Here is a 23,805-nt window from a genome sequence, read left to right as displayed (position 1 = left end):
TGCTTCACTGACAACCTCCCAAGGGGACCGGCACGGCGCGGTGCTCGACCAAGCAATCAGCGGTACGGTGTGCATCACGATCGCCCTCCTTCCTCCCGGAGATGCTCATGCCTGCTGCAACAAAACCCCGCGCCAAGAAGGCCCCTGCCAAGGCCGCCCCGAAGGCGGCCGCGAAGCCCGACGCCAAGACCCCTCCGAAGGCGCCAGCGAAAGCTCCGGCGACTCCGAAGCCGATGTCGACGGCCGCCTTCGTTCGCGCCGCCAAGTCCGGCACCCTGCGCGAGGACGTCAAGGCCGCAGTTCTCTACCTCGCCGACTCGCGTCGCGCCTTCCGTCGCGGCACCCTCCCGCCGCAGCTCAAGCCCCAGCTCGACAAGGCCGCACCCGGTTGGCTCACGCTCTCGCCCCGCGAACTCGATGACGGGTGGGCCCTCCGCAACGGCGTGCAGCCGCCCTCCTGGGACCACGACTACCTCACCCTCGCCCGTGAAGGTCGACTCGCATCCGTCGGGGCCGACGCCGACAACTGGCTTACGCTCCAGCGCGCCCTCCTCTCCGTCCACCAGGGCGCAGGGACCGACAAGGTCCTCGACGAAGCCCTCCCTGGCTGGGTGAACCCCCTCACGGCCGAGCAGCTCGACCAGATCACCGCCGAGAATCCCGACGACCGCGCCAAGGCGGCCCGCCGAGTCAAGCGCCTCGCCGACCTTGATCGAGCGGCAGTCCGCAGCGACCTGGACAGCGACAGCTACCTCGCCGCCGCCGCCGAAGGACGCCTCGCCTCCTTGCCCACCGGCAACCGATGGCTGAACGACCAACGCCACCGCCTGGCCACCGGCGACCTCACGAAGAAGCGCGCCGCCAGCTACGACAAGGCGATCCCCGGATGGCGGGACCACAACGCCGCCGACCTCGACACCGACGCCCGCCTCCGGGCCGTCGAGGCCGGAACCGCCCAGATCGAACCCAAGTCCCTCTTCGAGCGCCGCATCGTCGAGGTCTCGAAGGGGTGGCCCCTGGAACCCATCACCGGCCCCGCGAAGTCCTGGCTCCACGAGCAAGGCGTGAAGCTCCGTCGCGAGCAGCTCACAGAGACCCGGAAGCGGGCCCTCGATGACAGCATCCCCGGATGGCGATCCGAGATGCCGAGCATCATCCGGGCAGCCCGGTCCGCTCGGACATCCGAGGGCACAGCGCGCCGCGCACCGTACATCGCCGCCGCCTCGGACGGGCGGCTGTCGAAGAAGTCCACGGCGTCCCGCGCATGGCTGATCCGTGAACGGGAACTCGACTCCCTTGGCCTGCTGCCCGCCGACGTGAAGGCGCAGTACGACAGCATCATGCCGCTGTGGCGCTCGGCCAGCCCCAGCCAGCTCGACGCGGACTGGCGCGACGTGTACGTCACGGACGCATCCGTCGTCGATGAGGCAGCATCCGCCCCTGAGGTCGCCGACGGGCGCGACCAGCACTACCTGACGCTGGCCAAGGATGCCCGCCTCGGCTCCGACAAGTACTCGACGCAGTGGCTCATGGTCACCCGAGCCGCCGCATCCGGCGGCTATCTCAGCGAAGACCTCCACGCCGCCCTCGACCTGATCGCGCCCCGCTGGCGCCGGGACAACGTCAACACGCTCGACAGGGACCGACGCGTACTCCTGGCAGCGGTGGAGAAGGCTCCCGATCGCCACTACCTGGCCCTCGCCCGCCGCGCGCAGCTCGCCACCGATGCGGGCGCCAAGGCATGGCTGGATCATGCCAAGCAGCTCGACAAGCAGGCCCAGCTCCCGTTCGACGTGTCCGTCGCGCTCGACGAGATCGCGGCTGGATGGAGGAAGCTCAACCCGGCAGGGGTGGATGCCGCCGTGGTGGCCGCCCGGACGCCCGTCGAGCCGCCGACGTTGCCCGAGCTGATGACCAGGCTCTTCGACACTCGCATGCTCAAGCGCACGGACCCCTTCGCTGCCGCCTGGCTCGCCCACGTGAAGCGCGCCGAGGCGCGCGCGTAGGTCGCTCCGCTCGCTCTCCCATCCCCGACCCTCCGGCATTCCTCGAAGTCTCCGCATAGGCGGGGTACGAATGGCCCATCCGAGTAGGGCAACGGGTGACAACCTGCTACAGTAAAGCGCATGAACCTCCCCTCAGCGCCTGATCCGCGCCGGGGAGGATCGCCCACGCAGGTGATCGATTCGGGTCGGTCGCCTTCGGGTATGCGGACGAGTCTGGGAGGGCCGTCCGCACTCCGTGGTGGTGTCGTAGCTAGGGGTAGTCGCGACACCGCCACGGGGGCTCTCGTCGGGATCGCTGGCTAGGCGCTCCGATGATCGCCGTGTGCTCGGATGCCTCCGGAAGGATGGCGCGCGGCACATGGGCCTGGGTCCGCGAGAACGGCACGTACGCGTACGGCCAGTCCGCCACCCCCTCTGACGTCGGCAGCACCGAGCTGCGCGCCGCCATCGAGGCCGTCAGGGCTACGCCCGAGGGGTCCGAGGTGCACCTGCGCACGGACAGTCGCGTGACCCTGACGCTCATCGCGCCGTATGCGATCATCACGGGCTTCGACCTGGGCGGCCCGACCAAGTTCCGGCCCGAGTTGGTCGACGAGTTCGCCGAGCTGGCCGAATCGCGCGAGATCATCGCGCACTGGGTCCGCGGCCACTCGGGCGACCCCCTGAACCATGCCGCCGACCGCCTCGCGAGCCTCGCCGCCGACCGCCTCGCGAGCCTCGCCGCCGACGAGGGACGCATCGACTACGGCTCCGAGGTGCTCCAGGCGCTCAGGAAGTTCCGCAGGCACGCCGCAAACGACGCCAGGAGGGCCCTGGACCGCGAATGCGAGTGCGGGCTCGTCACTGCCGAGGCGCGAGCCCTCAGCCGCCGCCAGGAGCCCGTGGCGATCGATCGCTGGTGGGCGCGAGAGCCTATCGAGCTGATCGCCTAGTTAGCAACCTGCTACACTAAGATTGGCGACGTGGAACCGTGGCTGTAGGGGGTCCCGGTTCCGCATCGCCCCCGTGTTCGAGACGAGTGAAGCGAGACCCCCATGACTCTGACGTCAAGCGTCAGCACCTCCGACCGCGCTCGACCGAGGCGCGCAGACGTCAACCCCGAGCACATCACCATCCCCAGGCCGGAGGTGGCGCACAGGGCCGAGAGCCAGACCATGGATGACATCGTCAGCCGGGTGGCCTGGAACATCCGCCACGGCTACGACATGGGTGGCAGCAACGTGACCGCAATGATCGCAGGTCTGCTCGACGACATCGACGAGACTCTCGACAGGCTCGCCCTGGGTGCTCCTGGCGCCCCTCTCGGTCGGCAGGACACCGTCACGATCACCGTCCCCGACATCGCGCCCCACATCGCCTACCGAAGCCTGCTCTTCCATCCGGCAACCGGGCGTCCGGTGCCCAATCGGTACTTCACGCGCGTGCTGCTCGACATCCTGGACTCCACGGCAGCGTCCCTCAAGGCCGATGGCTGCTACTGGGTCGAAAGCGACCTCGGCCACCTCCGCATCGGCGACCGCGTCCGTGCATACCGAGGGGACTTCGAGCGCTACGAGGACACGGTCGTCGCCGATGGCTCGCTCGCTCTCGCGCGGCTCCACCTCATCGAGGCCGTCGCCTCCGTCGGCACCCTCGATGGCCGACCTGACTACTCGGGCTTCCGCTTCGAGCGGCTCGCCCGCCCCGGTGACGTCTGGACGGGCGCATGAGCGTGCTCGGCCTGTCCCTGCTGTTCTGCCTGGGCCTCCTCGGGGCCGTCTGCCTCGGGGCATTCCTCGCCGCCGCGGCCGAGGGGATCGACTCGATCGTCCGCACTCGTCGGGGAATCCACGGTGCGCGGGCATCGCGCGCGACTGCTCGGCGGATGCTGAAGCTCTTCCAGTGGTCAGCGATCGCGTTCATCAGCGGCGCCGTCGTCCTCGCACGCGTCCCGATCGACGTCGACCCGGCCCTCAGCACGCTCGCGCTGGTCATGGGCGCCGTCGGCGGCGGCCTGGTCGCCGCGGCCATCGCCCTCACGAAGATCGTCGGTGCGCCCGCGTCGGCACCGGCGACCGAGGGGACACGGAATTGACGACCGCCGACCCCGCTCTCAAGACCCGGCGCCTGCTGACGCGGATCGAGCGGAAGACCCTCCGGGACATCCAGTACTTCATCGACGCCAGTAATGCGTCCGCGAGCCCCGAGATCAGCGGCGAGCCGTACAGCGCGCGCCCTCGGGGCGTTCTCAATGCCCGCGACCTCGTCGAGCGCCTGCACATCGAGACGCGGACCTCGAAGGCGAACATCCGCAAGGGCACGCAACCGCTCCTCGCCCGCCTCGCCGAAGTCGGCGCCCTCATCCCCTTCAGCGAAGCGCGGCCGCATCTGTTCTACATCGACGCGGACGCCTTTCACGCCCAGTACCCCGACGGCTTCCGCTAACCCGAAGCCCGCACCCCGGCGCCGCGGCGCCCGCTCCGAACGGAACCCCACATGCAGACGTTGACCACCCCCATCACCAGCTACTACGCCGACCTCGACCCGACGCTCGGCATGCCGTCGTTGCTGCTCAAGCGGGTCACCACCGGCGACGGCCACCGCGACTTCATCATGCGGGGGCAGGTGTCGTTCTGGGACCTGGACCGGAACGGCATCCTCGCCGCCAGCCTCCGCCTCGGCGAGAAGTCCGGGCTCGTGACGATCCCGAAGGACTCGGCCGACGCGTTCCTCGCCGTCTCCAGCGACTGGGTAGGCCCCGACATCGAACTCGGACCTCAGATCAGCGACGCCGAGAGGGACCGCTTCGCCGCCCTCGGTCGCGCCGTCGACAGCTTCCCCGCCGAATTCTCCGAGGACGTGAAGTTCCTCCTCCAGCTCGCCGCCAAGTATGCCGAAGCGAACACCCGCCTCACGGAGCGGCACTTCCAGGACGTGGCCTACCGCCCAGAGATCGCCAGCGGCGTCGCTGTGAAGCTCACCGAGGAGGCGGACTGGGACATGCTCGCGCGCTGGAGCGGCGGCGTCATCCAGACCCGCCACCTGCCCGAGTCGGAATGCGCCGAGATCGTGATCCCCGGTGTCGGCGTCGCGCGTGAGGGCACCTGGCTGCACATGGACACCGAGGGCGTCGTCACCATTCACGAGGGCGTGTTCTGGCCCGTGGCGGGGGAGTCTCTCGCCGAGACCCTCACGACCCCCTCCTCATGACGGCCGCACCGGAACCCTCGACCCGAGCGCGGCAGGCCGTCCTTCAGGTCGCGACGATCAACGCCATCCGAAGCCTCCAGGTCGTGTCGGAGAATCAGCGCACCGCGACCTACCGCGAGATCGCGGGTCTCCTCATCGACGCGAGGGCCACCTTCCCGCGAGCAGACGGAAGTCCCGACTGGCTGGGACGCACCTACGCCTACAAGCAGTTCGTCGGCTCGATCTACCGCGCCTCCATCGAGGGGATGGCTGCGATGGTGACGATCCCCGCCAACATCCGCTACCACGTGGGCAACGTGATCCGAGAGCGCTTGGATGCCGAGACGATCGAGCAGTACGGGCTCGACGAGAACAACCCGCGCCAGCGCGCCCTCGAAGGCCGTCGGCAACACCGCACTGAGTTCGACAGACTCCTCGCCATGGCTCAGCGCGGCGAAGGCGACGCGAGCGTCTCTGACATCGTCATGCGCTTCGCCGACGAGCTGGACGCCCTGACGCCCGAGCTGGTCCGCGATCTGTCGAACTCCGACCGTGCGGCCATCCGCGCGGCCATCGGGCCGATGATGCTGCGCCTCGGTGATCTGCGCGCTGCTGCCAGCTAGGGACACGGAAATCGTCCGCAGAGCGGGCGTTGCGTCGAACGTTACTCGCAACCTGCTACACTAAAGATGACGTCGGGAGGGACCTGACGCCGAAGGGGACAACCATGAAGTTCCGCACGATCACTGCGGCCGCCGCCCTCATCACCGTGGGTGCTCTCGCGCTCACCGGATGCAGCTCGACCGGCGCAAAGACCGCAGCGCCCAAGTCGACCTCCGCCGCTTCCGCGCCGAAGCCAGCCGCGACCAAGGATGCGCCCGCCGTCTCCGGTGCGTGGATGCTCGCCACCGTGGACAGCAGCACCTACACCCGGCTCAACATCTACGACCCCGCCACCGGCTCGTTCAAGAACATCGGCGAGATCGAGACGAACGGCGGCCACTACCCGATCGAGTACCTCTCGGGTGACGGCCAGTACTGGATTCCCGCCGACGACGTCGACGACGAGACCGCCATCAACTTCATCAAGGTCGGCGACGACAAGGCCTACTCGGACCCCATCGACATCGTCTCGACGATGCCCGGATTCGGCCCGAGCACCAAGATCGAGTCGATCGGGTTCGACCTCGACACGCCCCACACGCTCGTCGTCGACGCGACGATGGACGACAGCGGCGACGTCACGGCCTGGGGCTACGACGTCACCAAGCCGACGCAGGCCCCCGAGAAGCTCACCGTCGCCACGTACAACGACGGCCGACTCGACATCGACAACGTGACCGCCCTGCCCGCGTTCCCCAAGGCCACGGGCCAGAAGGACGAGGACGGCGACGACGTCTACGCCGACATCCCCGAGAACTACGTCTATCCGTGGATGACGGCCGACGACGACGGCTACGACCCGAATCTGCCGTCGGGGACCGACGCCGCGGTGCACACCAAGGACGGCGCCCAGTGGGCCTTCTCGACCCGCCACAGCGACACCGACACGACCCTGTTCGTCTCCAAGCGCGCCTCCGGCGGCTCGACCTACGACACCGTCGGCAAGCCGCTCCAGCAGCTCCCCAGCGGCACGGACATCGCCTGGGCGCGCCCTCTCGGCAAGTAGTCGCCCAGACCACCACCACCTTCCAGCATCATCCGGGCCATCAGGGGCCTGAGACACAAGGGGAATCATGAACATCCGCAAGATCACCGTCGCGGCCGCACTCGTCGCTATCGGGGCCCTGGCCCTCACGGGGTGCAGCCCGTCCGCTTCGAAGAAGGCCGACGAGAAGGCCACGGGCGGCACGTCTTCGCAGGCGGGGGCTTCCACCAGCCTGCCCGCAGGCTCGTGGATCGCCTCCGTTCGAACGGACAGTGACGCCTCGATTCTTCAGGCCATCAACCCTGCCAAGGGGACTGTCACGACGATCACGTCGATCCCCAGCGACAGCTACCCGGAGGGCTACATCTCCGGGGACGGCCTCTACCGCCTCAACACCGACAGCGCCAGCAACAAGACCTCCGTGCCGATCGTCCCGGTCGCGGCGGGCTTCCCTGCCGGGACGAACCTCAACTTCGTCGACACGATCCCGGGTTACGGCGCCAAGACCAGCGTGGTCGGCGTGGGCTTCGACATGAAGGCGCCGCACACGCTCGTCGCCACCGTCGACTTCGACGGCAAGGATGAGACGCTCTCGACCTGGTCGTACGACGTCTCGGACCTCAAGAAGGCTCCTGTCGAAAACGGCAGCGCAACGCGGGAGAGCGCCGACCAGGACCTCGTCCTGGACGACCACAACGTCCCCTCGTGGAAGACTCGGGCTCCCGACACCACCGAGGACCCGAACGCGGCACCCGCCCCGAAGCCCGTGGAGCCCACCTATCTCTGGGGCAAGGATATCGACGGTCCCGGCCTCGTCGACGTGCAGGCCGCAGACGGCACGCAGTGGAGCTTCGCGGCCCACGGTTCCGACAACACGACGACGCTCTTCATCACCTCGAAGAAGCAGGGTGCCAGCGACTACACCGCCGTCGGCAAGCCGATCCAGAACCTGCCCGACTTCTACCAGCTCAAGTGGGCTCGCCCGGTCGGCAAGTAGCTCCAGGGGACACGGAAATCATGACGACGACGGCCGCGCATCGCGAGATCACCACCACCCACGACGAAGGCGATGAGTGGAGCAAGCCACTCAGCATCTACGTGTACGGGCACGACCTCACGGACGACGAGGCGCGAGTGCTCGCGCAGGCGTGCCTCGACGAGTGGGCCGAGGAGCACGAGTACGACATCGACTCCGAGACCCCGGCGCGGCCGCTCGTCGACGCCGCCTCCCGTATCTGGGTGACCAAGGTGCCCTCGCCCCCGTGAGTGAAATCTCCTGGGTCTACCAGGAGAGCAGCATCGAGGTCCCCGGTGGCGACGCCGTCATCGAGTTCGAGGTCGACGAGCACCTGGTGCCGCGGTGCGAGGTGGCGGGCTGCACGCTCCGCTGGAGCAGCCAGGACCCGAACATCGACTCCCGCCGCATGTGCGCCGGACACGCATCCGTGCGGAACGCTCGGCAGACCATCATCCATGCGCTCGGAACGGCCCACCAGGCCGCCGAGTACGCCATGGGCTACCCCGACGCGCACTTCGACGCCCTCGGCGCGGCATCGACCCTCGGCTCCACGGCCGAGCGGCGCGCCTACGCCCTCTCGCACGCCGAGTGGACCGGCGAGGGCATGACTCGCACGCTCACTCGCGCGATCGCCGATCTCACCGCGGCCGAGGCGGACGGCTTCACGCTGTCGCCCTGGCACTACGCCTTCGGCGAGTGGAACCACCTCCCTCAGACGACGATCGTCGAGACCGTCGCTGCCCTGGACGCCTTGCCCGTCAAGACGGTGGTGAAGGGACGCTTCGACCTCATCGCTGTGCGCACGAGCGGGCGATTCTGGTCGCAGCCCGGGTCCGTCGAGAAGGTGCGCACGGACGAGCTGTTCGGCACGCATGGGCCGCGGTTCGAAGTGCTCTCGACGGCCTCGTGACGCAGATCGGGGATGCCATGGGGAACGTCGGGATCATCCTCATCGCGCTCACGGCCATGGGCATCATCCTCTCGATCTTCCTGGCCATCGATGCCAAGGGCGATCAGCGGAAGGAGACCAACGTCGGCCTCATGGTCTTCGTCACACTCTGCGCGGGAGCGGGTGCGTTCGCGCCCGTCTTCCATCTCGTCGACACGGCCCGCGTCACCGCGCGCGCCTTCACGGAGATGGCCGCGTCCGGCGTCTTCAACATCGGTTGGCGCGACACGATCGCAGAACTACTTGTGACGCATCGCTAGTGCGTGTACTGTAACACTCAAGAAGCCCCGAGGGACGGGGCCCGAGAGGACCGACCATCATGCTGAGCAACGAAGAGATCGACAAGGCCGAAGCCATGGGCGCCACCAAGGCGCGCGCCGAGCAGCGCTTCCAGGGTGCCACGGAGCCCTCCGCCCCCTGAGCGGCGAGTGGTCCGGCGAACTGACCCCCACCAGCCTGTTCCGCAAGATCATGGGCCGCGAGGCCGAGTGGGACGGCTCCGACTCGGACGACATCGACGAGCTGGCCGACGCCTACGAGGGCGGCTACTACGACGCCTTCACCAGGACGGCCCGCGCCGCCTGACCTGATCGACGAAGCCCCGGATGACGCGAGTTGTTCGGGGCTTCGTCGCGTCGTCATGCAGCCCGTGACGAAAGGGCAGGGGGTCAGGGATGGGAGAGCCGGCCTGGCGCAGGACCAGCGTCACGGAGACGCCCGCCGAAACGGGGAGCGCCTCGGATTAGCGCCCAGAGTTGACGAACATGCACAAAGCATGTACTGTAGCAAGCGAGCTTGAGGGACAGGCTCACGAGAGGACATCATGCACACCACTGTCGAGCAGAACAAGGCTCACCGCGAAGACCTGAACTGGGCGCGCCTCAAGGGCGGCGTCTACCTCGCGACCAACGGCTGGACGATCCAGAAGGACAACAACACCAGCCGCTGGCTGGCCTTCGACGAGACCGGCCAGCAGGCCACTCGGGAGATCGAGGGCTACGGCGTCGAGATCAAGATCAACGAGCACAGCCTGAGCTGGGCGAAGTACGTCACCAACGAGGAGATCGAGCGCCGCGCGCGCGTCGCCTCCTAGACGACCACCACCACTCGGGCCTCGCGGGCATGTCTCGCGGGGCCCTTCCGCATTCCAGCCCAGGAGGGATCATCATGACGAACACCAACGCGGCCCCCTGCCGCAACGAAGCTGCCTTCGAGACCACCGGCGCCAACGGCTGGACGACCGTCTACGAAGTCCTGGAGGAGGACGGCCGCTTCACCGTCACCACCGAGGATCACGAGGACGGCGTCGACTTCCACACCACGCGACAGTTCTGGACTCGCGAAGAGCTGCAAGGTTGGGTCGACCAGCTTCAGCGAGTACTCGCCCGGTCTGCCTAGCCGACCAGAACGCCCCGTCACGAGCGATCGTGACGGGGCGTTCTTCGTTCAGGCATGAAGTGAGGCCCAGCGCGGAAGATGGGGGACTCGCGCTGGGCCTCGGCCTGCCGGGCGAGGACTAGTCGACGGCAGGAGCTGGAAGGGGCCGCCACCCCGGAAGCTTGGGACTCGGGGTGGCGACCATGCGTCGCGCGAGAGGACATCAAGCGCGACGCAGTCTGTGGGGGCCTACCGGAGCTGTTTAGCTTCGCCGGTGACCGTGACGTCGGCCGAGCCCTCGCGGGGGCCCCAGACCGTCGCACGCGTGGTGGAGATGCCGCCCGTTGCGTGCTGGATGGTGCCGTCGAACGCATGCAGGCTCACGATGGAGCCCGCGGCCGCGGTGACGGTCGTCTTGAGGCCACCCAGGCTCACGATGGTGGCCTTGGCGCCCGGCATGACCTCGACGGCGTTGCCGCTCTCGGACTGCATGAACAGGATGACGTGGCCACTGATGACCTTCATCCCCATGGGCGAGCGGAAGTTCTCGACGACGAGCGGGCGCCCGTCGGAGGGGCCGACCAGCTCGAAGCCGTCGGCGTCGGACGCTGCGGGGACCGACGGCCATCCGATGAGCACGCGGCGAATCTGCCCCGCGCTCTGGCCGCGGCCGTTGCGAAGGGCCTTGCGCGTCGCTGCGACGCCTTCCGGGTAGTCGAAGTCGTAGAGGTCGACGTCGGTGATTCCTGCCGCTGCGAAGATCATGTCTTCGGCGATCTCGCTGTCAGTGCGGATGATGGTGCTCATGGTCTGTGGCCCTCTCGGACGCTGTCCCTCAGCGTCGGTGATGACTCTACAGTACACGTCACTCTTCGTATCGTCAACCTGGGATGTGCGAGCGGGTCGGGGATGGGAGGGCAAGCGCTCGCGCAGAGTGCTGCCGCCTCAGGCGTGATCCCTCTTCGCAAAGTAGGTGGGGTCGTAGTGGGTCGGCATCGGTTCGGTCTTCTCGACGACGTCGGAGACGGCCGCGGCATCGAAGGCCCCGAAGATACCCTCGCCCATGAGGTCGTAGCTCGTCGACTTCTCGAACCCTGGCAACGCCAGTGCGCTCGACGGGTCGTCCCCGACATACCGCACGAGGACCCGGACCGGGTCGTACCCGAAGACGGACCAGATGTCGAAGGGGCCGATCTTGCCGAATATGCACGTCGTGGCGACCTTCATGCGAGCCTCGATGAGGGCTTCGTCGACGCGGCGGAAGTACGTCTCAGGCGCTTGCTTGGTGGGCTGGAACCCTGGACCAGGGAGCCAGTCGGAGTCGAGATCGGCGACGTCTCGCAGCAGAGCCTCCTGTTCGCGACCCGGCAGCGGGTAGTGGTCGCAGGCGTACCAGCGCCCCTCGAAGAGCGCGTAGGAGCCTGAGGCTCGGATCACGCCAGCGCCCCCACGGGGGATGGCGGGATGACCGGGTCGTAGCCGGGGATGATGGTGACGGGGATGCCGCTCTCGATCCAGAGGGCGATCACGTTCGGGTTGTCGTCGAACGCGTGGACGATCTCGAAGTCCTGCTGGATGCTCGCGAGGATGTCGCGCTTCACCTCGACGTCGCGACGGCGGTCGTAGTCGCCCCGCATGTAGACGTGGTTGACGTCGAACGGCGCGCCCACGGAGCGCATCCAACCGACAGTGAGGATGCGCCACTTCGCCTTGCGGGCGGTGACGACGATGACCTGGTGTCCATCGACGACGGCTTGGTGCATGGCCTCGATCGTGTCGGGTATCGGCGGGCAGAACGCGGAAGCGCCGTGGAAAGCGTTGAAGTCCCGGGTGCCGTCGTCCTGGTTGAGGTAGTGCCTGACCGGACCCGTGTCGACGAGAGTCCCGTCGACGTCGAAGATGACCGCGGTCGGCTTGCTCATCTCTCTACAGTACATGCATATGCAACGCGCGTCAATCGACCGTAACGGGCGTTACGAAAACGGGATCGCACGCGACCCCATGATTGGGGATTGTCGGACGCAACCTGCTACACTAAGCGACACGACCTGAGGGACAGGTCAACGAGAGGACACCATGAACAACGAGACAATCCGCCCCGCGGCCAAATCCGCCTCCATCGATCTGAACGTCAGCCGCCTCACGGACGGCCCTGCCGGTGGCGGCCGTCCCGGCCAGATGCAGTCCAACTACGCCATCGCGGCGCTCCTGTGCGGTATCCAGGCGATCGGACTGGGGCTCCTGCTCCCGCTGCCGGGCGGCTACCGACTCGGCCTCATGCTCGGCGGGGCCCTCATCCTCGTCTTCGGACTCATCCTCGTCACGCGCCGCGGGGCCCGGAAGCTCAGCTACGCCAGCGAGCGACTCATCATCAATCGCTGGCTCGCCGCCAACGCCCCCTTCGACCGTCTCGGGTGTGAAGAACTCGCCTGGAGCCGGGCGTTCGAGATTGGGGAGGGGCAGTATGAGTTCCGCTCGATGGTCAACAAGCAGGCGCGCTCGCTCATCGTCGACCTCGGCGCGAGAGTAGCCTCCATCGCCGTCAACTGACGCGCTACTCCGGTAGCGAGAAAATGCCGATCGGCACCCGAATTGGGGCCGGTCGGCATCGTCATTTGCGTCTCGAACTCGCATAGCCTCGATGGCAGACATTGGCACCAGGGGGAACGTGGACGACAAGCAGCAGGTCGACGATGTCGCGGCCGCAGATGCGCTCGGCGAGAAGTACCTCATCGACAGTTGGCCCGGCGCGACGCTGCGGACGCGTTACATCCTCTTCGAGGCCCTGCAAGGCCGCATGGCACTCAGCACCGAAGACCCGGACCTCTGGCTGAAGAATCAGCGACGACGCTTCGGGAAGACCGAGACGCACGAGACCCCCATCTTCAACACCGTCATTCCCGGCTGGCGCACCCTCGACGCCGAGCGCCTCGATGCCGCTTGGTTCGAGCGCCACGGCAAGCGCTGGCCAGCGGACCGAGGGCCTGCCATGCACCTCTTCGACGACAACGACCGCCGCCGCCTCCGCTTCGCACTCGCAGGCGAGCTGGAGCGCCGTGTGAGCGACTGGGCGGCCTGGCTTGAGTCCATGCGCTCCCGCGAGCAGAGCGACCCGCTGAGCGCCGCGCAGGTGGCAGTCCTGGACGACGTGATGCCCAGATGGCGAACCGAGGATGCCGCGAGCCTCGACGCGGCTGCCAGAAAACGCCTGAAGCGCCGCAAGAAGGTCCCAGCGCCACCATTGCGATCGGGGGAGACACGGGGCGAACTGGGATTCACCGAGACGCAGGAGTACTACCTGGACCTCGCGCGGCGGAGCATGCTTCAGGTCGCTGGCCGCGCCGCCAGCACGTGGCTCTCCCGCATGCGCACGATGGAGGCCAAGGCAGAGCTTCACCCTGAGCAGATCGCTGCCCTCGATGCGGTGATCCCGCTCTGGCGCAGCGAAGGCGTCATGACCCTGGATCGCCTCTCGAAGCGCGCGCTGAAGCCGAGCGACCAGAAGCACGTCGACCTCGCCCTGCGGGCGCGTCTCTTCGAGGAGGGCGGCCGAGCGAGTGCGTCCTGGCTCGAACGGCTGCGCCTTCGGGATGCCGAGGGAAGCTCCTCGACTGGGAGGCGCGCCTGTTCGATCAGGCCATGCCCGGATGGCGCACCACGCCGCCGTTCGCACTCGATATCGCTCGGGTGCGCAGCAGGCGCGTCAAGGCCTAGCTCTCACCCAGCGCGAGAGCGCGACAAGGCTTGCCGTCGTCACTGCCGCATCCGCGATGACGACCACCTCGCTGACCATCCCCTGGCCGAGCGCGACGCATGCGACTAATCCCCCAGTGGCTCCCACGGCGATAGCGATAAGCCATGCCGGAGGGCGCCGAGGGCCTTTGATTTTTCGGGAATCGAAGACCATTCGAGCAGTCTGCCGACATGACGGGCTGTCATCTAGTCCATCTTCGGGGGAGTTGCGGCCTGTCACACCCCTGTGTCCCCCCAATGGGTGGTATGCAACAACCTGCTACACTAAGCGGACAGTTTGGGACACCAGGGGAAAGCAAGAATGAGCATCGCCATGATCGAAGACGCACCGAGCGCACGAGGCATCGTGAAGCGCCGTGGCGCCGCGGGCAAAGCCTCGCCGCACGACGAGCAGTTCCGCGCCACGATCATCGCAATGAGCCCCGGATGGCCCCACATCAACCTGACCAAGTCCCAGAGCCATTTCCTCTCCCGGAAGCGCAAGCGCCTGGACGAGGGCACCCTGAGCCCCAGGCAGTCCGCCTTCCTCGACATCCACCTTCCCGGCTGGCAGAACCGTCGCCGCCCGACCGCCGCCGAGCGTGCCGCCGAGGCCGAGCGCGAGTACGTCGTCGAGGCCGTCGACGGCAGCCTGTTCGACCGGGTCGACAGTCAGCACCTGGCGTGGCTCTCGGACCTCGGCCGCCGTGCAAGCCGTGGCGAGCTGAACGACGAACAGACCAGCTTCCTCGACGCTCGGCTCGCAGGGTGGCGCACCTTCCGGGAGGCAACCGCCCCCGTCGAAGGCAACCCCGGATCGATCGTCGTCGTCAACGCGTTCCTCGACCTCGCCGCCCGAGGCGTGCTCGGCGACGACATGGACGCCGCACTCACCTGGCTGCAAGGCGTTCGGCACCTCGCCCACGACCGCACTCTCCTGCCGGAGATCGAGCGAGTCATCGACAGGGACCTGCCGGGATGGCGCGCTGGCTCGATCGCGAGCGTCGTCCGCTACTACTCGATGGGCCTTTTCCCCAGCGAAGACATCAGCCGTCACGACCGAGCATTCCTGACGCTCCTCCGCGGGGGCTCACCGAGGCCGACGTGCCGCTCTACGAGGCCTGGCGCACCGAGATTCACGAGCGCTGGCTCGCCGGGACCCTGACGGTCGCTCTCGTCCAGCACCTGGACATCTACGACCCCTCCTGGCGCGGCACGCTCACCGAAGCGGCCCCGCGGGTGCGTGCGGTCACCGGCGCGCCTCGCGACGCCGTCTACGGCGATGGCCGACGCGGTCAGGTGCTCGCCGCCGTCAAGGCCCTCGAAAGCATCGTGGCGGACGTCGACCAGAACGGCATGGGCGGCTCGGGCCACGACCTTACCTACCTCGTCGCCACTGCTGAGGCGCTCTACGCCTCGCTCGTCTACGGCTTCGACCTCGTCGACGAAGAAGCTGCGTCCTGATGAGCGCAGCAGCAAGCCCCGCCTTCGCCTCGGAAGTGTGGAAGATCGTCGACTCCCGGACGGGCCGCCGCGCCACCTCCGGCTCATTCCTGAGCGAGGAGCAGTGCTGGGTCCAGATCACTCAGTGGCAGGACCGGCACGACCGTGGCGGCCGCCCGGACGTGACCTTCGACCAGCTCACGCACATGAAGCCCGTACTCGACGATCCCAACGAGCCCCGCGATGCAGCGATGAACGACTGGCGCGTCATCGATGAACGATCCGGGCTGGCGGTCAAGGTCCGGGCGCCCGACCACATCGAGCCGGATTTTCTGGACGCTCTTGCCCACTGGCAGGAGCGCTTCTACGCCGAGCGCGTCCCTTCCTGGTCGCCCGCCGACCTCGACACCAACGGCACCGAGAACCAAGGAGAAGCAGCATGACGACCACCACCCCGGCATCGGCGCCCGTCATCACGCCGCACCCCGAAGGCACGCTCGTGCGCCTCATCCGCGACTCCGACTTCGCAGGCGAGCAGCGCAGCAAGGGGCTGGAGATCGAGGTGGGCGAGTTCATCTCCGCGGACCTCGCCGAAGACGGCATCGCGTTCTACTGGGGCAACAGCCGCGGTGGCTACAACAACGCGAATTTCCTGCACGAAGACGTGGAGGTCATCCGCACGGCCGAGCAGCAGTCGAACCGCACCCTCCCCTCGCGCGAGGACCTCCTGCGTGCCCTCGGCGGCCTCATCATCAGCAGCCGTGACGAGGACGCCTTCAGCATCAGCGAGACCGGCTATGACGCCAGCCTTGGCGCCGTGGAGGTCGTGGCGCGGACCGCCGACGGCCTCGACTTCACGTTCAACGTCTTCGCCGACAACATCCGCGAGTACGAGCTGTGAGCGACACAGGAGGCCAGGCGGCGACCCCGATCCCCAAGGGCACGGTCGTCCGTCTCATTCGCGCGTCCACCGTCGACGGCCGCCGCCGCGCCGGAGGCCTGGAGATCACCGTCGGCACCTACTTCGACACCGAGGGCACGCATCCCTACTACACGGGCAGCACCCGCCACGGCATCAACGACATGATCTTCCACGCCGAGGACGTCGAGATCGTCCGCAGCGCCCCCACGCGCGCAGACGGCACTCCGCCATCGCTCGTCGACCTCGAACGCGCGATCATCGACGCCATGGGGCACTCGCGCGACGCCGACCTCCAAGTCCGCGTCATCGGCAGCCAGGGAGGCACCATCACGGTCACAGCCTCCAACGCCGAAGGGGTGTCCTACGAGTTCGAGGTCGCGATCTCCAACATCCACTCGGTCGCCGCATGACCCGCACGAAGGACCTGAGCACCTACGAGGAGAAGGACGGGTCGTACCTGATCGCTCGCAAGGCCCGCAAGGCCCACCCTTGCGACGACAAGATGTCCCGGTACTGCCAGCGAGTGATCCAGCCTGGCGAGAAGTACGTCAGCGTCACAGCGTTCCCCAACGACGTCCTCGATCGCATCTACCGCGGCACCTCGTGCGTCTACTGCTCGTCCATCCGCGGGCGTGACCACCTGCTCTACCCCCTCCCCGAAGCGCAGCTCGAAGCGTTCCGATACTGGGACATCGACTCCGAGCTTCTCGAACGTCGCCACGGCGGCTACGGCCTGGGCATGAAGTCGGAGCCCATGGACGGCACCCGCATCCAGATCGTCCGCCAGCAGCTCGCCGCCGCCTAGAGAAGGGACCGGCGTCTAGGGCGTCGGGGGCTCCAGTCCCGTGAGCAGGTGGCAGAAGTTGAGCCACAGATCGTCGTAGAGCGTGAACCGCCAGCACGCCTGCTGGTACCAGAAGATCAAGTCCTCGGGCGTCAGTTCCGACTGGCTCTCGTCGACGGTGAACCGCTCCCAGTGCTGGTCGAAGTCCGCATCCGGGGATGATGTCCTCGTGCCCAACCGCTTCTGGGTCGCGGTCTCCACGAACGCGTCACAGGGCTCCTCGGGGGTGCCGACGCTGTCGACCTCGACCACGCCGAGGGGCCACGTCGAATCCGGCCCCTGCACGTTCGTCAACACCGAGGTCAGGACCAGCTCTCCGGCGATCAGTTCATCGGCGGCGGGAAGGGATTCGGTCGCGCCCTCGGCGGCGTCCCACATGCCTCGGGTGCAGGCGTCGCGGAGGAATGCGCGGTGCGCGTGAAGTCGCCTCGCGGATGCCCGCATCCATCTCTCGATGACCTGGACCTGCGCCACCGTGAACGGGATGCGCGTGCTCGGGACAAGGTTGAAGACCGCCTCGTCGACCCGGTGCCCCCAGGTGAGCGTCATCGTCGTCAAATCGGTGTCGATCGGGCGCAGTACGAGAGGGCCCTCGCGGCCCGGGTGATAGTTCAAGCGCGGGTCACGCAGGAGGTGGTCGATCTCCACGGCCGCGCCGAAGCTGTCCCGCGGCAGCCACATCCCGACACTGATCTCGCGCTCGGGAGAGTCTCGGATGCCATCGACAGACAGGCTGTCGCGAACGGCCCTGACGCGCAGGGGTGAGGCGTCGGCGGCCAGTTCGTCCGTCATGATCGACACCCTCCTCGATGTGGCTCTGAGCCTAGGCCGACTGCCGGGCGCCGGGGAATACCGCTCCGCTCACCCTCCCATCCCCGACCCGCTGGCACCTCCGGCAATTGACGTGACCATTCCTGGCATGTACTGTAGAAAGGGCTTCCGAGGGACGGGGCACGAGAGGGCTGGGCACGATGACGAAGAAGTCGACCTACGCGATCACCATGGTCGATGGCGTGGCCGCGAAAGCGCTTGGCCTTGACGACTGGGTCCGACAGGTCAACTACGTCGGCACATTCGCCTCCAAGGCCGCCTTCGTTCGAGCCCTGATCCTGCATCGGCCCCGCGAGAAGCAGTCGACCCTCGCCAAGGAGGTCTACGACTGGGGCTTCCGCGAGGAGTACGTCGCCGAGGGCGTCATCTACGTCGAGTCGCTCAGCAGCACGAGCGGCCACAAGCGCCTCCTCCTCGATGACATCCCGCGTCCGGATGGACGTTAGGGCGCCTGACCACCAGCGCGGCCGCGGCGCAGACGTTTGACGGTATATCTGTGCACGGTGTACTGTAGACGCGTACGATTCGCGCGATTGCGGCCGTCTCGAAGAATGGACTTACCCCATGGCTCACGACCCCTACATCGCAGCGCTGCGCGACATGCACGGGATGCTGCACGTGATGGGCATCATCCTCTTCGCGACCTTCATGCTCATCTCCTACTTCCGATTCCGCTTCGCCGGGTTCGACTGGATGGCCACCGCCATCAACACGATGGTCGGCTTCGTCGGAGCAGCACTGGTCGCGTGGCGCACCCCGTTGATGCCCAGATCGCCATCTGCATCTGGGTCCTGGCGGGCACCGCAGCGGCCGCCCTTGTCATCGAGATGAGCCTGCTCGTCAGCCGCCTCCGAGACCGCAGAACAGGCGCCGGACCCCTCGCCAAGACGGGCGGCGCCGACGCATGAGCCGCCGTGAAGCGGAACCCGTCGCCTACGACTTCGAGGATGCCGGACACGAGTTCCTCATCATCAACGTCGGCGCGGTCGATCCGTCTCTCCAGGGCCAGTACCGCCTCGTCCTGATCGACACGCAGGAGCAGGTGGGGGAGTTCGCGATCTCCCTCGACATCCCGGCCGACGGCCACATCGTCACCGAGCACGCGCGCGAGTATCTCCGCGCGGAACGTGCCGACATCGACGTGGAGCACAAGGTCCGCGTCGGCAACCGTCTCGGCCTCATCATCTCCCACGTCACGAAGGATGATGAGTTCTTGGTGGAGTTCCACGACCGAGAGGTCAAGCGCTTCCCGCGACACCAGATCATCCCGAACGCCTTCACGGAGCCCCAGCCCGCCTAGGGCGAGGGGACACGGAAACCAGGAGACACGACATGACTCAGCCCGGAACGGTCTATGACGCCGCCTTCACCGACGGAGGCTGCGACTTCGAGGTCTTCTTCGTCGACCGCCCCGACGCGGGAGGCGACTTCAACTACGTGATCGAACTCGCCGACACCCAAGAGCACGTCGCCATGCTGCCCGTCACCTCCGAAGAGCCCCCGTCGGCCGCCGACATCATCGTCGCCGCGCAGCACGCTCTGACGGGTGCCCGCGCGCTCCTTCAGGCAGGCGACTCTGTCCGCATCGGCGATCTCCTCGCCACCCTTCTCGCGCCGGGCAACACGACGAGCTGGTACGTCCGCTTCGCTGACGGCGAGGAGGGTTCGTACTCGCGATCGCGAATGGTCCCCAACGCGAAGGTCGACCCCCATGCCTGAGCAGGGGCGCATCGACATCGCCGCCAAGCGCCGCCTCCACCGCGCCGTGACCGCATCGGTCGGCTGGGTGCAGCTCGACGGCGGCGACTGGGCCGTGCATCTCTCCGGGCCGTTCCCAGAAACGGCTGGCATCGGGCACGACGCCTTCGAGGCGCTCCGCGAAGCCCGACGCCTCCCCGAGGCAGAAGGCTGGAAGCTCGGCATCAACGGGGCCCGCCTCGACGTCTGGCCGAGCGGCATGGCCCGCGATCAGGGCAGCGGCCTGCGCGCCTACGTCTTCCCCGGTTTGCCCGCCAGGCCCACCGAACTCGTCGACGTCTTCGAGGCCTGCGACCCGTCCCTCGTCGGCAGCGTCGCACAACAGCTCGACAGCATCCACCGACTCTCAGGAGTGCGATTCGCATGACCCGCCGCCAGCACTTCGCCGTCTGGGCCAAGCGCGTCGCCATCGGAGGCTTCGCGCTGCTGATCGTGGCCGCCGTCGTCAACCGCATCATCGAACCGCCCGAGCTGACCCTCGGCCGGGCGATCCTCGCTGCCGGAACCCTGCTCGGCGGCTTCCTGGGTTTCGTGGGACTCCTGGCGTACATCTTCGCCCTGCCCAAGCGCCCGAAGGCGCCGCCGCTCGGCCCCGACGACCCCATCCCGCGCGAGTGGATCGAAGGGACACGGAAATGACGCTCGACACCAGGCGTGTGCCCGCGCCCCTGAAGGTCGCGCTCGGCGCCGTCCTCGTGAAGCTGATGGCACTCCTGGTCCTCCTGGTGACCATGCCCAACCTCGGCTGGACCCTGGGTGTTGTCCTCGTCCCGCTCGCCCTCGTGATGGCGATCGTCGCGGCGATCAGCATGGTCTGCTTCATCATCAGCGACCTCATGAACACGAACCCTCGGAGGAGCGCATGAGCACCACGGACTGGCCCGCCGCACCGAGCACGCGCAACATGGACGGCCTCGACGCGTGGATGGATGTCGAGCTGCCGCCGAACGTCGGCCCCGCTGGCTTCGACGAAGAGATCGTCGCCATCCAGCTCACGCTCGCCGTGCTCGGAGGCGGCACCCGGCAGGGCCTGGCCCTCCGCTCGGCCTCCGGCGAGGTGACCCCGGAAAACGCTACTTCGCCTACGAGGCGATGCTGAACGACGTGCACGACGCCGCGAGCGTCCGGCAGTACCGCTCGCCCGGCACGCCGATCACGACGGAGTCGATCATCCATGACCTCCGCAAGCTGCCGAACCCGTGGGAGGGCACCCGCCGCCCCGAGAGCGTCCCGTACCGCGCCGACGGCGCCTGGTGGGTCGACGCCTGGCGGAAAGCGTTACTGGACGCCGTGGCGCGCGCCCTGCCGATCCCGGACGAATTCCTGCACCCCGCGGTCGCTCCCGGCGACCTGGAGGCGCACAAGGCCTCCTCGGTGCACGAGGTGAAGGTCATCCACGTCGACCTCGACCGGCACCGCACGCTCCATGGCTGCGTCGCCTGCGGCACCTGGATCAGCGACCCCGAGAGCATCGGGGATCGCCGCGGCGAGATAAGCTTCTGGCGCGCTCGTGACGAGTACCCGTCATGGTTGCCCACGCTTTGAAAAGCGACCTTGGTAGCAGGGTGGGGGTGGCGCGATTATTCGTAACCTTCGACTATGCCGATTAGTTTCCCGAACCTTGAGCACATCCTTTACGGACACTCGCCGCGGCGATTTGTACCAGCAGTTTCGGACGTCTTGATTCAGGGCGATCATGCATGGGCGGCGACCGTCATGAATGAGGTACTCCCGACAGGCGGGGACTTCGTTTTACTGAGCCCGCGGGCATTGCCACCGATGGACGAAAGTCGAGCATGGAGCGTCAGGTCATCCCTATCGGCTCCGATCCAACCGTCGACCTACGTATTCCGAACGCCTGACTGGGAGTCCGAACTAACGGAGGAGCGGCAACGGGGCCTCGCTGGCCCACTCGGCTCGATCGTCGCAGGTTGGCGGGATAGGGCGCGGGAAGTGCCCGGCTCTCGATTCATCGTATCGACGCCACACATCCCTCAGTCTTACTTCGATGCCTGGTCTACCTATCTGCATCAGACCACGGTGAGCGAAGCGTTGTCTCACGGCGCCGCCAAGGTCGAGGAGCGGCTCAACGCACTACCCAAGTGGACGGCGATGGCGTGGAATAAGCGAACCGACACCTGGTCAGAAATCGGCTCGCGCGCTCTTCGGGAGGCCGCGTAGCCACGGTTTGGAAATGACCCAGGGCGCCTGCCCCATGCTTCCAGATCAGTGATGCCTACTGGGCGGCCAGCAGGTCCTGGAGCTGCTTGAGGTTCACCAGCACCCGGCCTGACTGCATGTCGACGCTCGCGTTCGTGAGGCCCTTCGCTGCGAGGTCCGCCTCCACCTTGCGACGACCTTCCGTGAGCGCCTTCGCGCGAGCGTCGCCGTCCTCGCGCTTCTTGCGGAGCGAGACTTCGAGGACATCCCATTCGGCGTTGAACTGCTCCCAGGTGGCCACGATGTCCTGCGCACGAACGGCGCGGACCCGGAAGCGATCGCCGAGGATCGAGGCGTTGTCACGGAGGTCGTTGATCGAGGACAGGTCGATGGCGGCGAGGGCCTTCAGGTGGTCGGCTACCTTGTGCGGCCCGCTGGGCGTCGCGATCACGACCATGCGCTGGCTGCGGCTGTTGCCGACGAAGTTGGTGATGCGCCCTGAGTGGTGGCCGCTGCCCCCGGAGCGGGAGTAGTCGCCACTGGCATCCAGGACGAAGGCGGCATCGCTGTCGGTGCGCCATTCCCAGGGGTCGCGCTTGGTGCTGTAGGCATAGACCTCGCCTGCGGTGATGTCGCTGAGCTTCATGGAGTCCTCTCGGGCACTGTCCCTCAGCGCCATACTCCTACAGTACACGTTCATAGATGACTGTCAAGTTTGGAGCGGGAAGTAACGCGCGTTACGGGCTGCTCCGAAGCGGACGTCTTCATCGGGTTCTCCCATCCCTGACCCGCGGGCTCCGGGGGCCGTACGCGGCTGCGGGTGCAGGCGGCGCGTCGCGCAGGGCGGCCTGGAAAGACGCTCGGTCGGCGGCGTACCGCTCTGCCAAGGCGTGGACACGATTCCCCTCAAGGAGCAGGTCGGCCTGGCGTCGCTTCTGGCGCGCCGCGGGCGCGATGAAGAGCGAGCCGAGGCGCCGGGAGAGGGCTTCGAGGCCCGCCTGGTGCTCGGGCTTGTCCGCGTGCACCAGGGGTGCGGGCCCCGCGCCGCGATGCGCGCTCGGGCCTCCGCGATCAGGACGCTCATCTCCGCGGGCTGCTCGAATGGCGTGGCCTCGACATCGCGCGTCTCGCGCAGGAGGCCCAGATAGTCGACGAAGAGCGGGCTCGACGGGTCGATGGGCAGCGGCTCGCTCGGCGCTGCGTCGCGGGGCACGGTGAGGAAGACCAGGCCGCCGTCGAGGTGCGAGTTGTCCTGGGCTGCGGAGAAGGTCGTGCCTGCGTCGGCGGCGCGCTTGCGGACCGATTTCTTGCGGCGGGCGTTCTTGGTCATGAGTGTCTCGTCTCTGCGCGTTCCCACACCACGAGCGGTCGAGTTGCTCCGACTGGTTCTCTCCTGCGATCCACGTCCGGGCGTCCGGGGGACCTTCGCCGTCCTGAGCGCCCGGCCAGTGTGGGTGGCGTGGGCTTCGGCGAGCCTGCAAGTCGGCTCGGGGTGAGTTTAGGAGCGCGGGTGCGCGGGCGCCAGCGTGGCTGGCGGCTGGGTGAAGCGGATGCCCTCGAAGCCTGCGGCGAGGCGGTCGATGGCGGCGGTGGTTCCCTCGCGGCTGGCGAGAGGGTCGACGGCTTCGTTCGCCGCCAGGGGCGCCCACGGGGCGTAGGCCGGGTTGGCGATGGCGTTGTTGAGGACGTTGAGCGCGAGAGTCAGCAGTCGGATGTCGGACTGCGTGAGGTCGAAGTCGACGCTCGGCTGCTGGTTGAAGGCGATGAGGGCGACGGAGCGGTCGGGGCGGGCGAGCTTCAACTGCACGAGCTTGTCGGGGTGCTTGCGCGCGGTCATGCGGTAGACGTGCTGCGCCTCTTGGCGCCCCGCCTCGGTGTCGGGCGACGTGTGCACGATGATGCTCGCGCTGACGACGGTGAGCGTGCCGCTCATGCTGATGGGTCCTCTC

38 protein-coding genes are annotated in these 23,805 nt (G+C 67.5%); 31 read left to right on the top strand and 7 right to left on the bottom strand.

The features are described from left to right. The first annotated feature begins 107 nt into the window (after positions 1 to 107). The 14 genes from QUE79_RS24625 (at position 108) to QUE79_RS24560 (ending at position 10,187) form a co-directional block, all read left to right on the top strand. Positions 108 to 2,006, top strand: coding sequence for a hypothetical protein (locus QUE79_RS24625; RefSeq protein WP_286347140.1), 1,899 nt, complete (start codon positions 108 to 110; stop codon positions 2,004 to 2,006). A 311-nt stretch (positions 2,007 to 2,317) separates the two neighbouring features. Beyond that, a complete protein-coding gene (locus QUE79_RS24620) occupies positions 2,318 to 2,938 on the top strand; it encodes an RNase H family protein (RefSeq protein WP_286347139.1) in 621 nt (206 codons plus the stop codon). Positions 2,939 to 3,040: 102 nt separating this feature from the next. Beyond that, on the top strand, positions 3,041 to 3,715 hold the full coding sequence (locus QUE79_RS24615) for a hypothetical protein (RefSeq protein ID WP_286347138.1): 675 nt from the start codon (positions 3,041 to 3,043) through the stop codon (positions 3,713 to 3,715). Beyond that, positions 3,712 to 4,080 carry a hypothetical protein gene (locus tag QUE79_RS24610; protein WP_286347137.1) on the top strand — a complete coding sequence of 123 codons (369 nt, stop codon included), beginning with the start codon at positions 3,712 to 3,714 and terminating at the stop codon, positions 4,078 to 4,080. The genes QUE79_RS24615 and QUE79_RS24610 overlap by 4 nt, the downstream gene beginning before the upstream one ends. After that, positions 4,077 to 4,430, top strand: coding sequence for a hypothetical protein (locus QUE79_RS24605; protein WP_286347136.1), 354 nt, complete (start codon positions 4,077 to 4,079; stop codon positions 4,428 to 4,430). Before QUE79_RS24610 ends, QUE79_RS24605 begins: the two co-directional genes overlap by 4 nt. 51 nt (positions 4,431 to 4,481) lie before the next feature. Further along, a complete protein-coding gene (locus tag QUE79_RS24600; protein ID WP_286347135.1) occupies positions 4,482 to 5,195 on the top strand; it encodes a hypothetical protein in 714 nt (237 codons plus the stop codon). Beyond that, positions 5,192 to 5,797 carry a hypothetical protein gene (locus QUE79_RS24595; RefSeq protein ID WP_286347134.1) on the top strand — a complete coding sequence of 202 codons (606 nt, stop codon included), beginning with the start codon at positions 5,192 to 5,194 and terminating at the stop codon, positions 5,795 to 5,797. Before QUE79_RS24600 ends, QUE79_RS24595 begins: the two co-directional genes overlap by 4 nt. 104 nt (positions 5,798 to 5,901) lie before the next feature. Continuing rightward, positions 5,902 to 6,843 carry a hypothetical protein gene (locus QUE79_RS24590; protein WP_286347133.1) on the top strand — a complete coding sequence of 314 codons (942 nt, stop codon included), beginning with the start codon at positions 5,902 to 5,904 and terminating at the stop codon, positions 6,841 to 6,843. Between the two features lie 67 nt (positions 6,844 to 6,910). Then, positions 6,911 to 7,819 (top strand): hypothetical protein, encoded by a 909-nt coding sequence (locus tag QUE79_RS24585; protein ID WP_286347132.1) that lies wholly within the window; start codon positions 6,911 to 6,913, stop codon positions 7,817 to 7,819. A 20-nt stretch (positions 7,820 to 7,839) separates the two neighbouring features. Beyond that, positions 7,840 to 8,088 carry a hypothetical protein gene (locus QUE79_RS24580; protein WP_286347131.1) on the top strand — a complete coding sequence of 83 codons (249 nt, stop codon included), beginning with the start codon at positions 7,840 to 7,842 and terminating at the stop codon, positions 8,086 to 8,088. Then, entirely contained in the window at positions 8,085 to 8,750 is a 666-nt protein-coding gene (locus QUE79_RS24575; RefSeq protein WP_286347130.1) for a hypothetical protein, read from the top strand. Before QUE79_RS24580 ends, QUE79_RS24575 begins: the two co-directional genes overlap by 4 nt. Further along, positions 8,747 to 9,049, top strand: coding sequence for a hypothetical protein (locus tag QUE79_RS24570; protein ID WP_286347129.1), 303 nt, complete (start codon positions 8,747 to 8,749; stop codon positions 9,047 to 9,049). The genes QUE79_RS24575 and QUE79_RS24570 overlap by 4 nt, the downstream gene beginning before the upstream one ends. Positions 9,050 to 9,612: 563 nt before the next feature. Beyond that, positions 9,613 to 9,882 carry a hypothetical protein gene (locus QUE79_RS24565; protein WP_286347128.1) on the top strand — a complete coding sequence of 90 codons (270 nt, stop codon included), beginning with the start codon at positions 9,613 to 9,615 and terminating at the stop codon, positions 9,880 to 9,882. Positions 9,883 to 9,956: 74 nt separating this feature from the next. Next, complete coding sequence (locus QUE79_RS24560) at positions 9,957 to 10,187, top strand: hypothetical protein (RefSeq protein ID WP_286347127.1); 231 nt, start codon at positions 9,957 to 9,959, stop codon at positions 10,185 to 10,187. A gap of 228 nt (positions 10,188 to 10,415) precedes the next feature. Here the strand turns inward: QUE79_RS24560 and QUE79_RS24555 are convergent, their stop codons facing one another. The 3 genes from QUE79_RS24555 to QUE79_RS24545 all read right to left on the bottom strand — a co-directional run bounded on the left by QUE79_RS24555 (position 10,416) and on the right by QUE79_RS24545 (position 12,088). After that, positions 10,416 to 10,973: a hypothetical protein gene (locus QUE79_RS24555; RefSeq protein WP_286347126.1), complete on the bottom strand. Its 558-nt coding sequence runs from the start codon at positions 10,971 to 10,973 to the stop codon at positions 10,416 to 10,418. A 138-nt stretch (positions 10,974 to 11,111) separates the two neighbouring features. Continuing rightward, positions 11,112 to 11,603 (bottom strand): hypothetical protein, encoded by a 492-nt coding sequence (locus QUE79_RS24550; protein ID WP_286347125.1) that lies wholly within the window; start codon positions 11,601 to 11,603, stop codon positions 11,112 to 11,114. Then, positions 11,600 to 12,088 (bottom strand): phosphatase domain-containing protein, encoded by a 489-nt coding sequence (locus QUE79_RS24545; RefSeq protein WP_286347124.1) that lies wholly within the window; start codon positions 12,086 to 12,088, stop codon positions 11,600 to 11,602. Before QUE79_RS24545 ends, QUE79_RS24550 begins: the two co-directional genes overlap by 4 nt. Before the next feature lie 154 nt (positions 12,089 to 12,242). Between QUE79_RS24545 and QUE79_RS24540 the strand changes: the two genes are divergently transcribed. The 8 genes from QUE79_RS24540 to QUE79_RS24505 all read left to right on the top strand — a co-directional run bounded on the left by QUE79_RS24540 (position 12,243) and on the right by QUE79_RS24505 (position 17,068). Further along, positions 12,243 to 12,716, top strand: coding sequence for a hypothetical protein (locus tag QUE79_RS24540; protein WP_286347123.1), 474 nt, complete (start codon positions 12,243 to 12,245; stop codon positions 12,714 to 12,716). 91 nt (positions 12,717 to 12,807) lie between these two features. Continuing rightward, positions 12,808 to 13,989 (top strand): hypothetical protein, encoded by a 1,182-nt coding sequence (locus tag QUE79_RS24535; RefSeq protein ID WP_286347122.1) that lies wholly within the window; start codon positions 12,808 to 12,810, stop codon positions 13,987 to 13,989. A 231-nt stretch (positions 13,990 to 14,220) separates the two neighbouring features. Then, the gene (locus QUE79_RS24530; RefSeq protein ID WP_286347121.1) at positions 14,221 to 15,063 is read left to right on the top strand and encodes a hypothetical protein; all 843 of its coding nucleotides are present in this window, start codon (positions 14,221 to 14,223) and stop codon (positions 15,061 to 15,063) included. Further along, positions 15,003 to 15,362 carry a hypothetical protein gene (locus tag QUE79_RS24525; protein ID WP_286347120.1) on the top strand — a complete coding sequence of 120 codons (360 nt, stop codon included), beginning with the start codon at positions 15,003 to 15,005 and terminating at the stop codon, positions 15,360 to 15,362. The genes QUE79_RS24530 and QUE79_RS24525 overlap by 61 nt, the downstream gene beginning before the upstream one ends. Further along, positions 15,362 to 15,784: a hypothetical protein gene (locus QUE79_RS24520; protein ID WP_286347119.1), complete on the top strand. Its 423-nt coding sequence runs from the start codon at positions 15,362 to 15,364 to the stop codon at positions 15,782 to 15,784. Before QUE79_RS24525 ends, QUE79_RS24520 begins: the two co-directional genes overlap by 1 nt. After that, positions 15,781 to 16,242, top strand: a complete 462-nt coding sequence (locus QUE79_RS24515) for a hypothetical protein (RefSeq protein WP_286347118.1) — start codon at positions 15,781 to 15,783, stop codon at positions 16,240 to 16,242. The genes QUE79_RS24520 and QUE79_RS24515 overlap by 4 nt, the downstream gene beginning before the upstream one ends. Next, positions 16,239 to 16,673 (top strand): hypothetical protein, encoded by a 435-nt coding sequence (locus tag QUE79_RS24510; protein WP_286347117.1) that lies wholly within the window; start codon positions 16,239 to 16,241, stop codon positions 16,671 to 16,673. The genes QUE79_RS24515 and QUE79_RS24510 overlap by 4 nt, the downstream gene beginning before the upstream one ends. Further along, positions 16,670 to 17,068, top strand: coding sequence for a hypothetical protein (locus tag QUE79_RS24505; RefSeq protein WP_286347116.1), 399 nt, complete (start codon positions 16,670 to 16,672; stop codon positions 17,066 to 17,068). Before QUE79_RS24510 ends, QUE79_RS24505 begins: the two co-directional genes overlap by 4 nt. A 15-nt stretch (positions 17,069 to 17,083) precedes the next feature. On the opposite strand, the gene QUE79_RS24500 is transcribed toward QUE79_RS24505, so the two are convergent. Beyond that, the gene (locus tag QUE79_RS24500; protein WP_286347115.1) at positions 17,084 to 17,899 is read right to left on the bottom strand and encodes a hypothetical protein; all 816 of its coding nucleotides are present in this window, start codon (positions 17,897 to 17,899) and stop codon (positions 17,084 to 17,086) included. 179 nt (positions 17,900 to 18,078) lie between these two features. Between QUE79_RS24500 and QUE79_RS24495 the strand changes: the two genes are divergently transcribed. From QUE79_RS24495 to QUE79_RS24455, 9 genes are all read left to right on the top strand, one after another. Beyond that, positions 18,079 to 18,384 carry a hypothetical protein gene (locus QUE79_RS24495; RefSeq protein ID WP_286347114.1) on the top strand — a complete coding sequence of 102 codons (306 nt, stop codon included), beginning with the start codon at positions 18,079 to 18,081 and terminating at the stop codon, positions 18,382 to 18,384. A 118-nt stretch (positions 18,385 to 18,502) separates the two neighbouring features. Continuing rightward, on the top strand, positions 18,503 to 18,769 hold the full coding sequence (locus QUE79_RS24490) for a hypothetical protein (protein ID WP_286347113.1): 267 nt from the start codon (positions 18,503 to 18,505) through the stop codon (positions 18,767 to 18,769). 73 nt (positions 18,770 to 18,842) lie between these two features. Beyond that, entirely contained in the window at positions 18,843 to 19,238 is a 396-nt protein-coding gene (locus QUE79_RS24485; RefSeq protein ID WP_286347112.1) for a hypothetical protein, read from the top strand. Between the two features lie 32 nt (positions 19,239 to 19,270). Then, the gene (locus QUE79_RS24480; RefSeq protein ID WP_286347111.1) at positions 19,271 to 19,657 is read left to right on the top strand and encodes a hypothetical protein; all 387 of its coding nucleotides are present in this window, start codon (positions 19,271 to 19,273) and stop codon (positions 19,655 to 19,657) included. Continuing rightward, positions 19,650 to 20,063 carry a hypothetical protein gene (locus QUE79_RS24475; protein ID WP_286347110.1) on the top strand — a complete coding sequence of 138 codons (414 nt, stop codon included), beginning with the start codon at positions 19,650 to 19,652 and terminating at the stop codon, positions 20,061 to 20,063. The genes QUE79_RS24480 and QUE79_RS24475 overlap by 8 nt, the downstream gene beginning before the upstream one ends. After that, positions 20,060 to 20,335, top strand: a complete 276-nt coding sequence (locus tag QUE79_RS24470; protein WP_286347109.1) for a hypothetical protein — start codon at positions 20,060 to 20,062, stop codon at positions 20,333 to 20,335. Before QUE79_RS24475 ends, QUE79_RS24470 begins: the two co-directional genes overlap by 4 nt. Further along, positions 20,332 to 20,562 carry a hypothetical protein gene (locus QUE79_RS24465; protein ID WP_286347108.1) on the top strand — a complete coding sequence of 77 codons (231 nt, stop codon included), beginning with the start codon at positions 20,332 to 20,334 and terminating at the stop codon, positions 20,560 to 20,562. The genes QUE79_RS24470 and QUE79_RS24465 overlap by 4 nt, the downstream gene beginning before the upstream one ends. Beyond that, entirely contained in the window at positions 20,559 to 20,795 is a 237-nt protein-coding gene (locus QUE79_RS24460) for a hypothetical protein (RefSeq protein ID WP_286347107.1), read from the top strand. The genes QUE79_RS24465 and QUE79_RS24460 overlap by 4 nt, the downstream gene beginning before the upstream one ends. Next, complete coding sequence (locus QUE79_RS24455) at positions 20,789 to 21,241, top strand: hypothetical protein (RefSeq protein WP_286347106.1); 453 nt, start codon at positions 20,789 to 20,791, stop codon at positions 21,239 to 21,241. Before QUE79_RS24460 ends, QUE79_RS24455 begins: the two co-directional genes overlap by 7 nt. A 691-nt stretch (positions 21,242 to 21,932) precedes the next feature. Here the strand turns inward: QUE79_RS24455 and QUE79_RS24450 are convergent. The 3 genes from QUE79_RS24450 to QUE79_RS24440 all read right to left on the bottom strand — a co-directional run bounded on the left by QUE79_RS24450 (position 21,933) and on the right by QUE79_RS24440 (position 23,789). Then, a complete protein-coding gene (locus QUE79_RS24450) occupies positions 21,933 to 22,502 on the bottom strand; it encodes a hypothetical protein (RefSeq protein WP_286347105.1) in 570 nt (189 codons plus the stop codon). A 63-nt stretch (positions 22,503 to 22,565) separates the two neighbouring features. Continuing rightward, positions 22,566 to 23,186: a hypothetical protein gene (locus tag QUE79_RS24445; protein ID WP_286347104.1), complete on the bottom strand. Its 621-nt coding sequence runs from the start codon at positions 23,184 to 23,186 to the stop codon at positions 22,566 to 22,568. A gap of 168 nt (positions 23,187 to 23,354) precedes the next feature. Then, on the bottom strand, positions 23,355 to 23,789 hold the full coding sequence (locus QUE79_RS24440; RefSeq protein WP_286347103.1) for a hypothetical protein: 435 nt from the start codon (positions 23,787 to 23,789) through the stop codon (positions 23,355 to 23,357). Between the last annotated feature and the right edge of the window lie 16 nt (positions 23,790 to 23,805).

Origin of the sequence: Frondihabitans sucicola (genome assembly GCF_030296615.1) — a bacterium.
GTDB classification, from domain to species: Bacteria; Actinomycetota; Actinomycetes; order Actinomycetales; family Microbacteriaceae; genus Frondihabitans; species Frondihabitans sucicola.
This window is presented reverse-complemented; position numbering and strand designations above follow the sequence as displayed.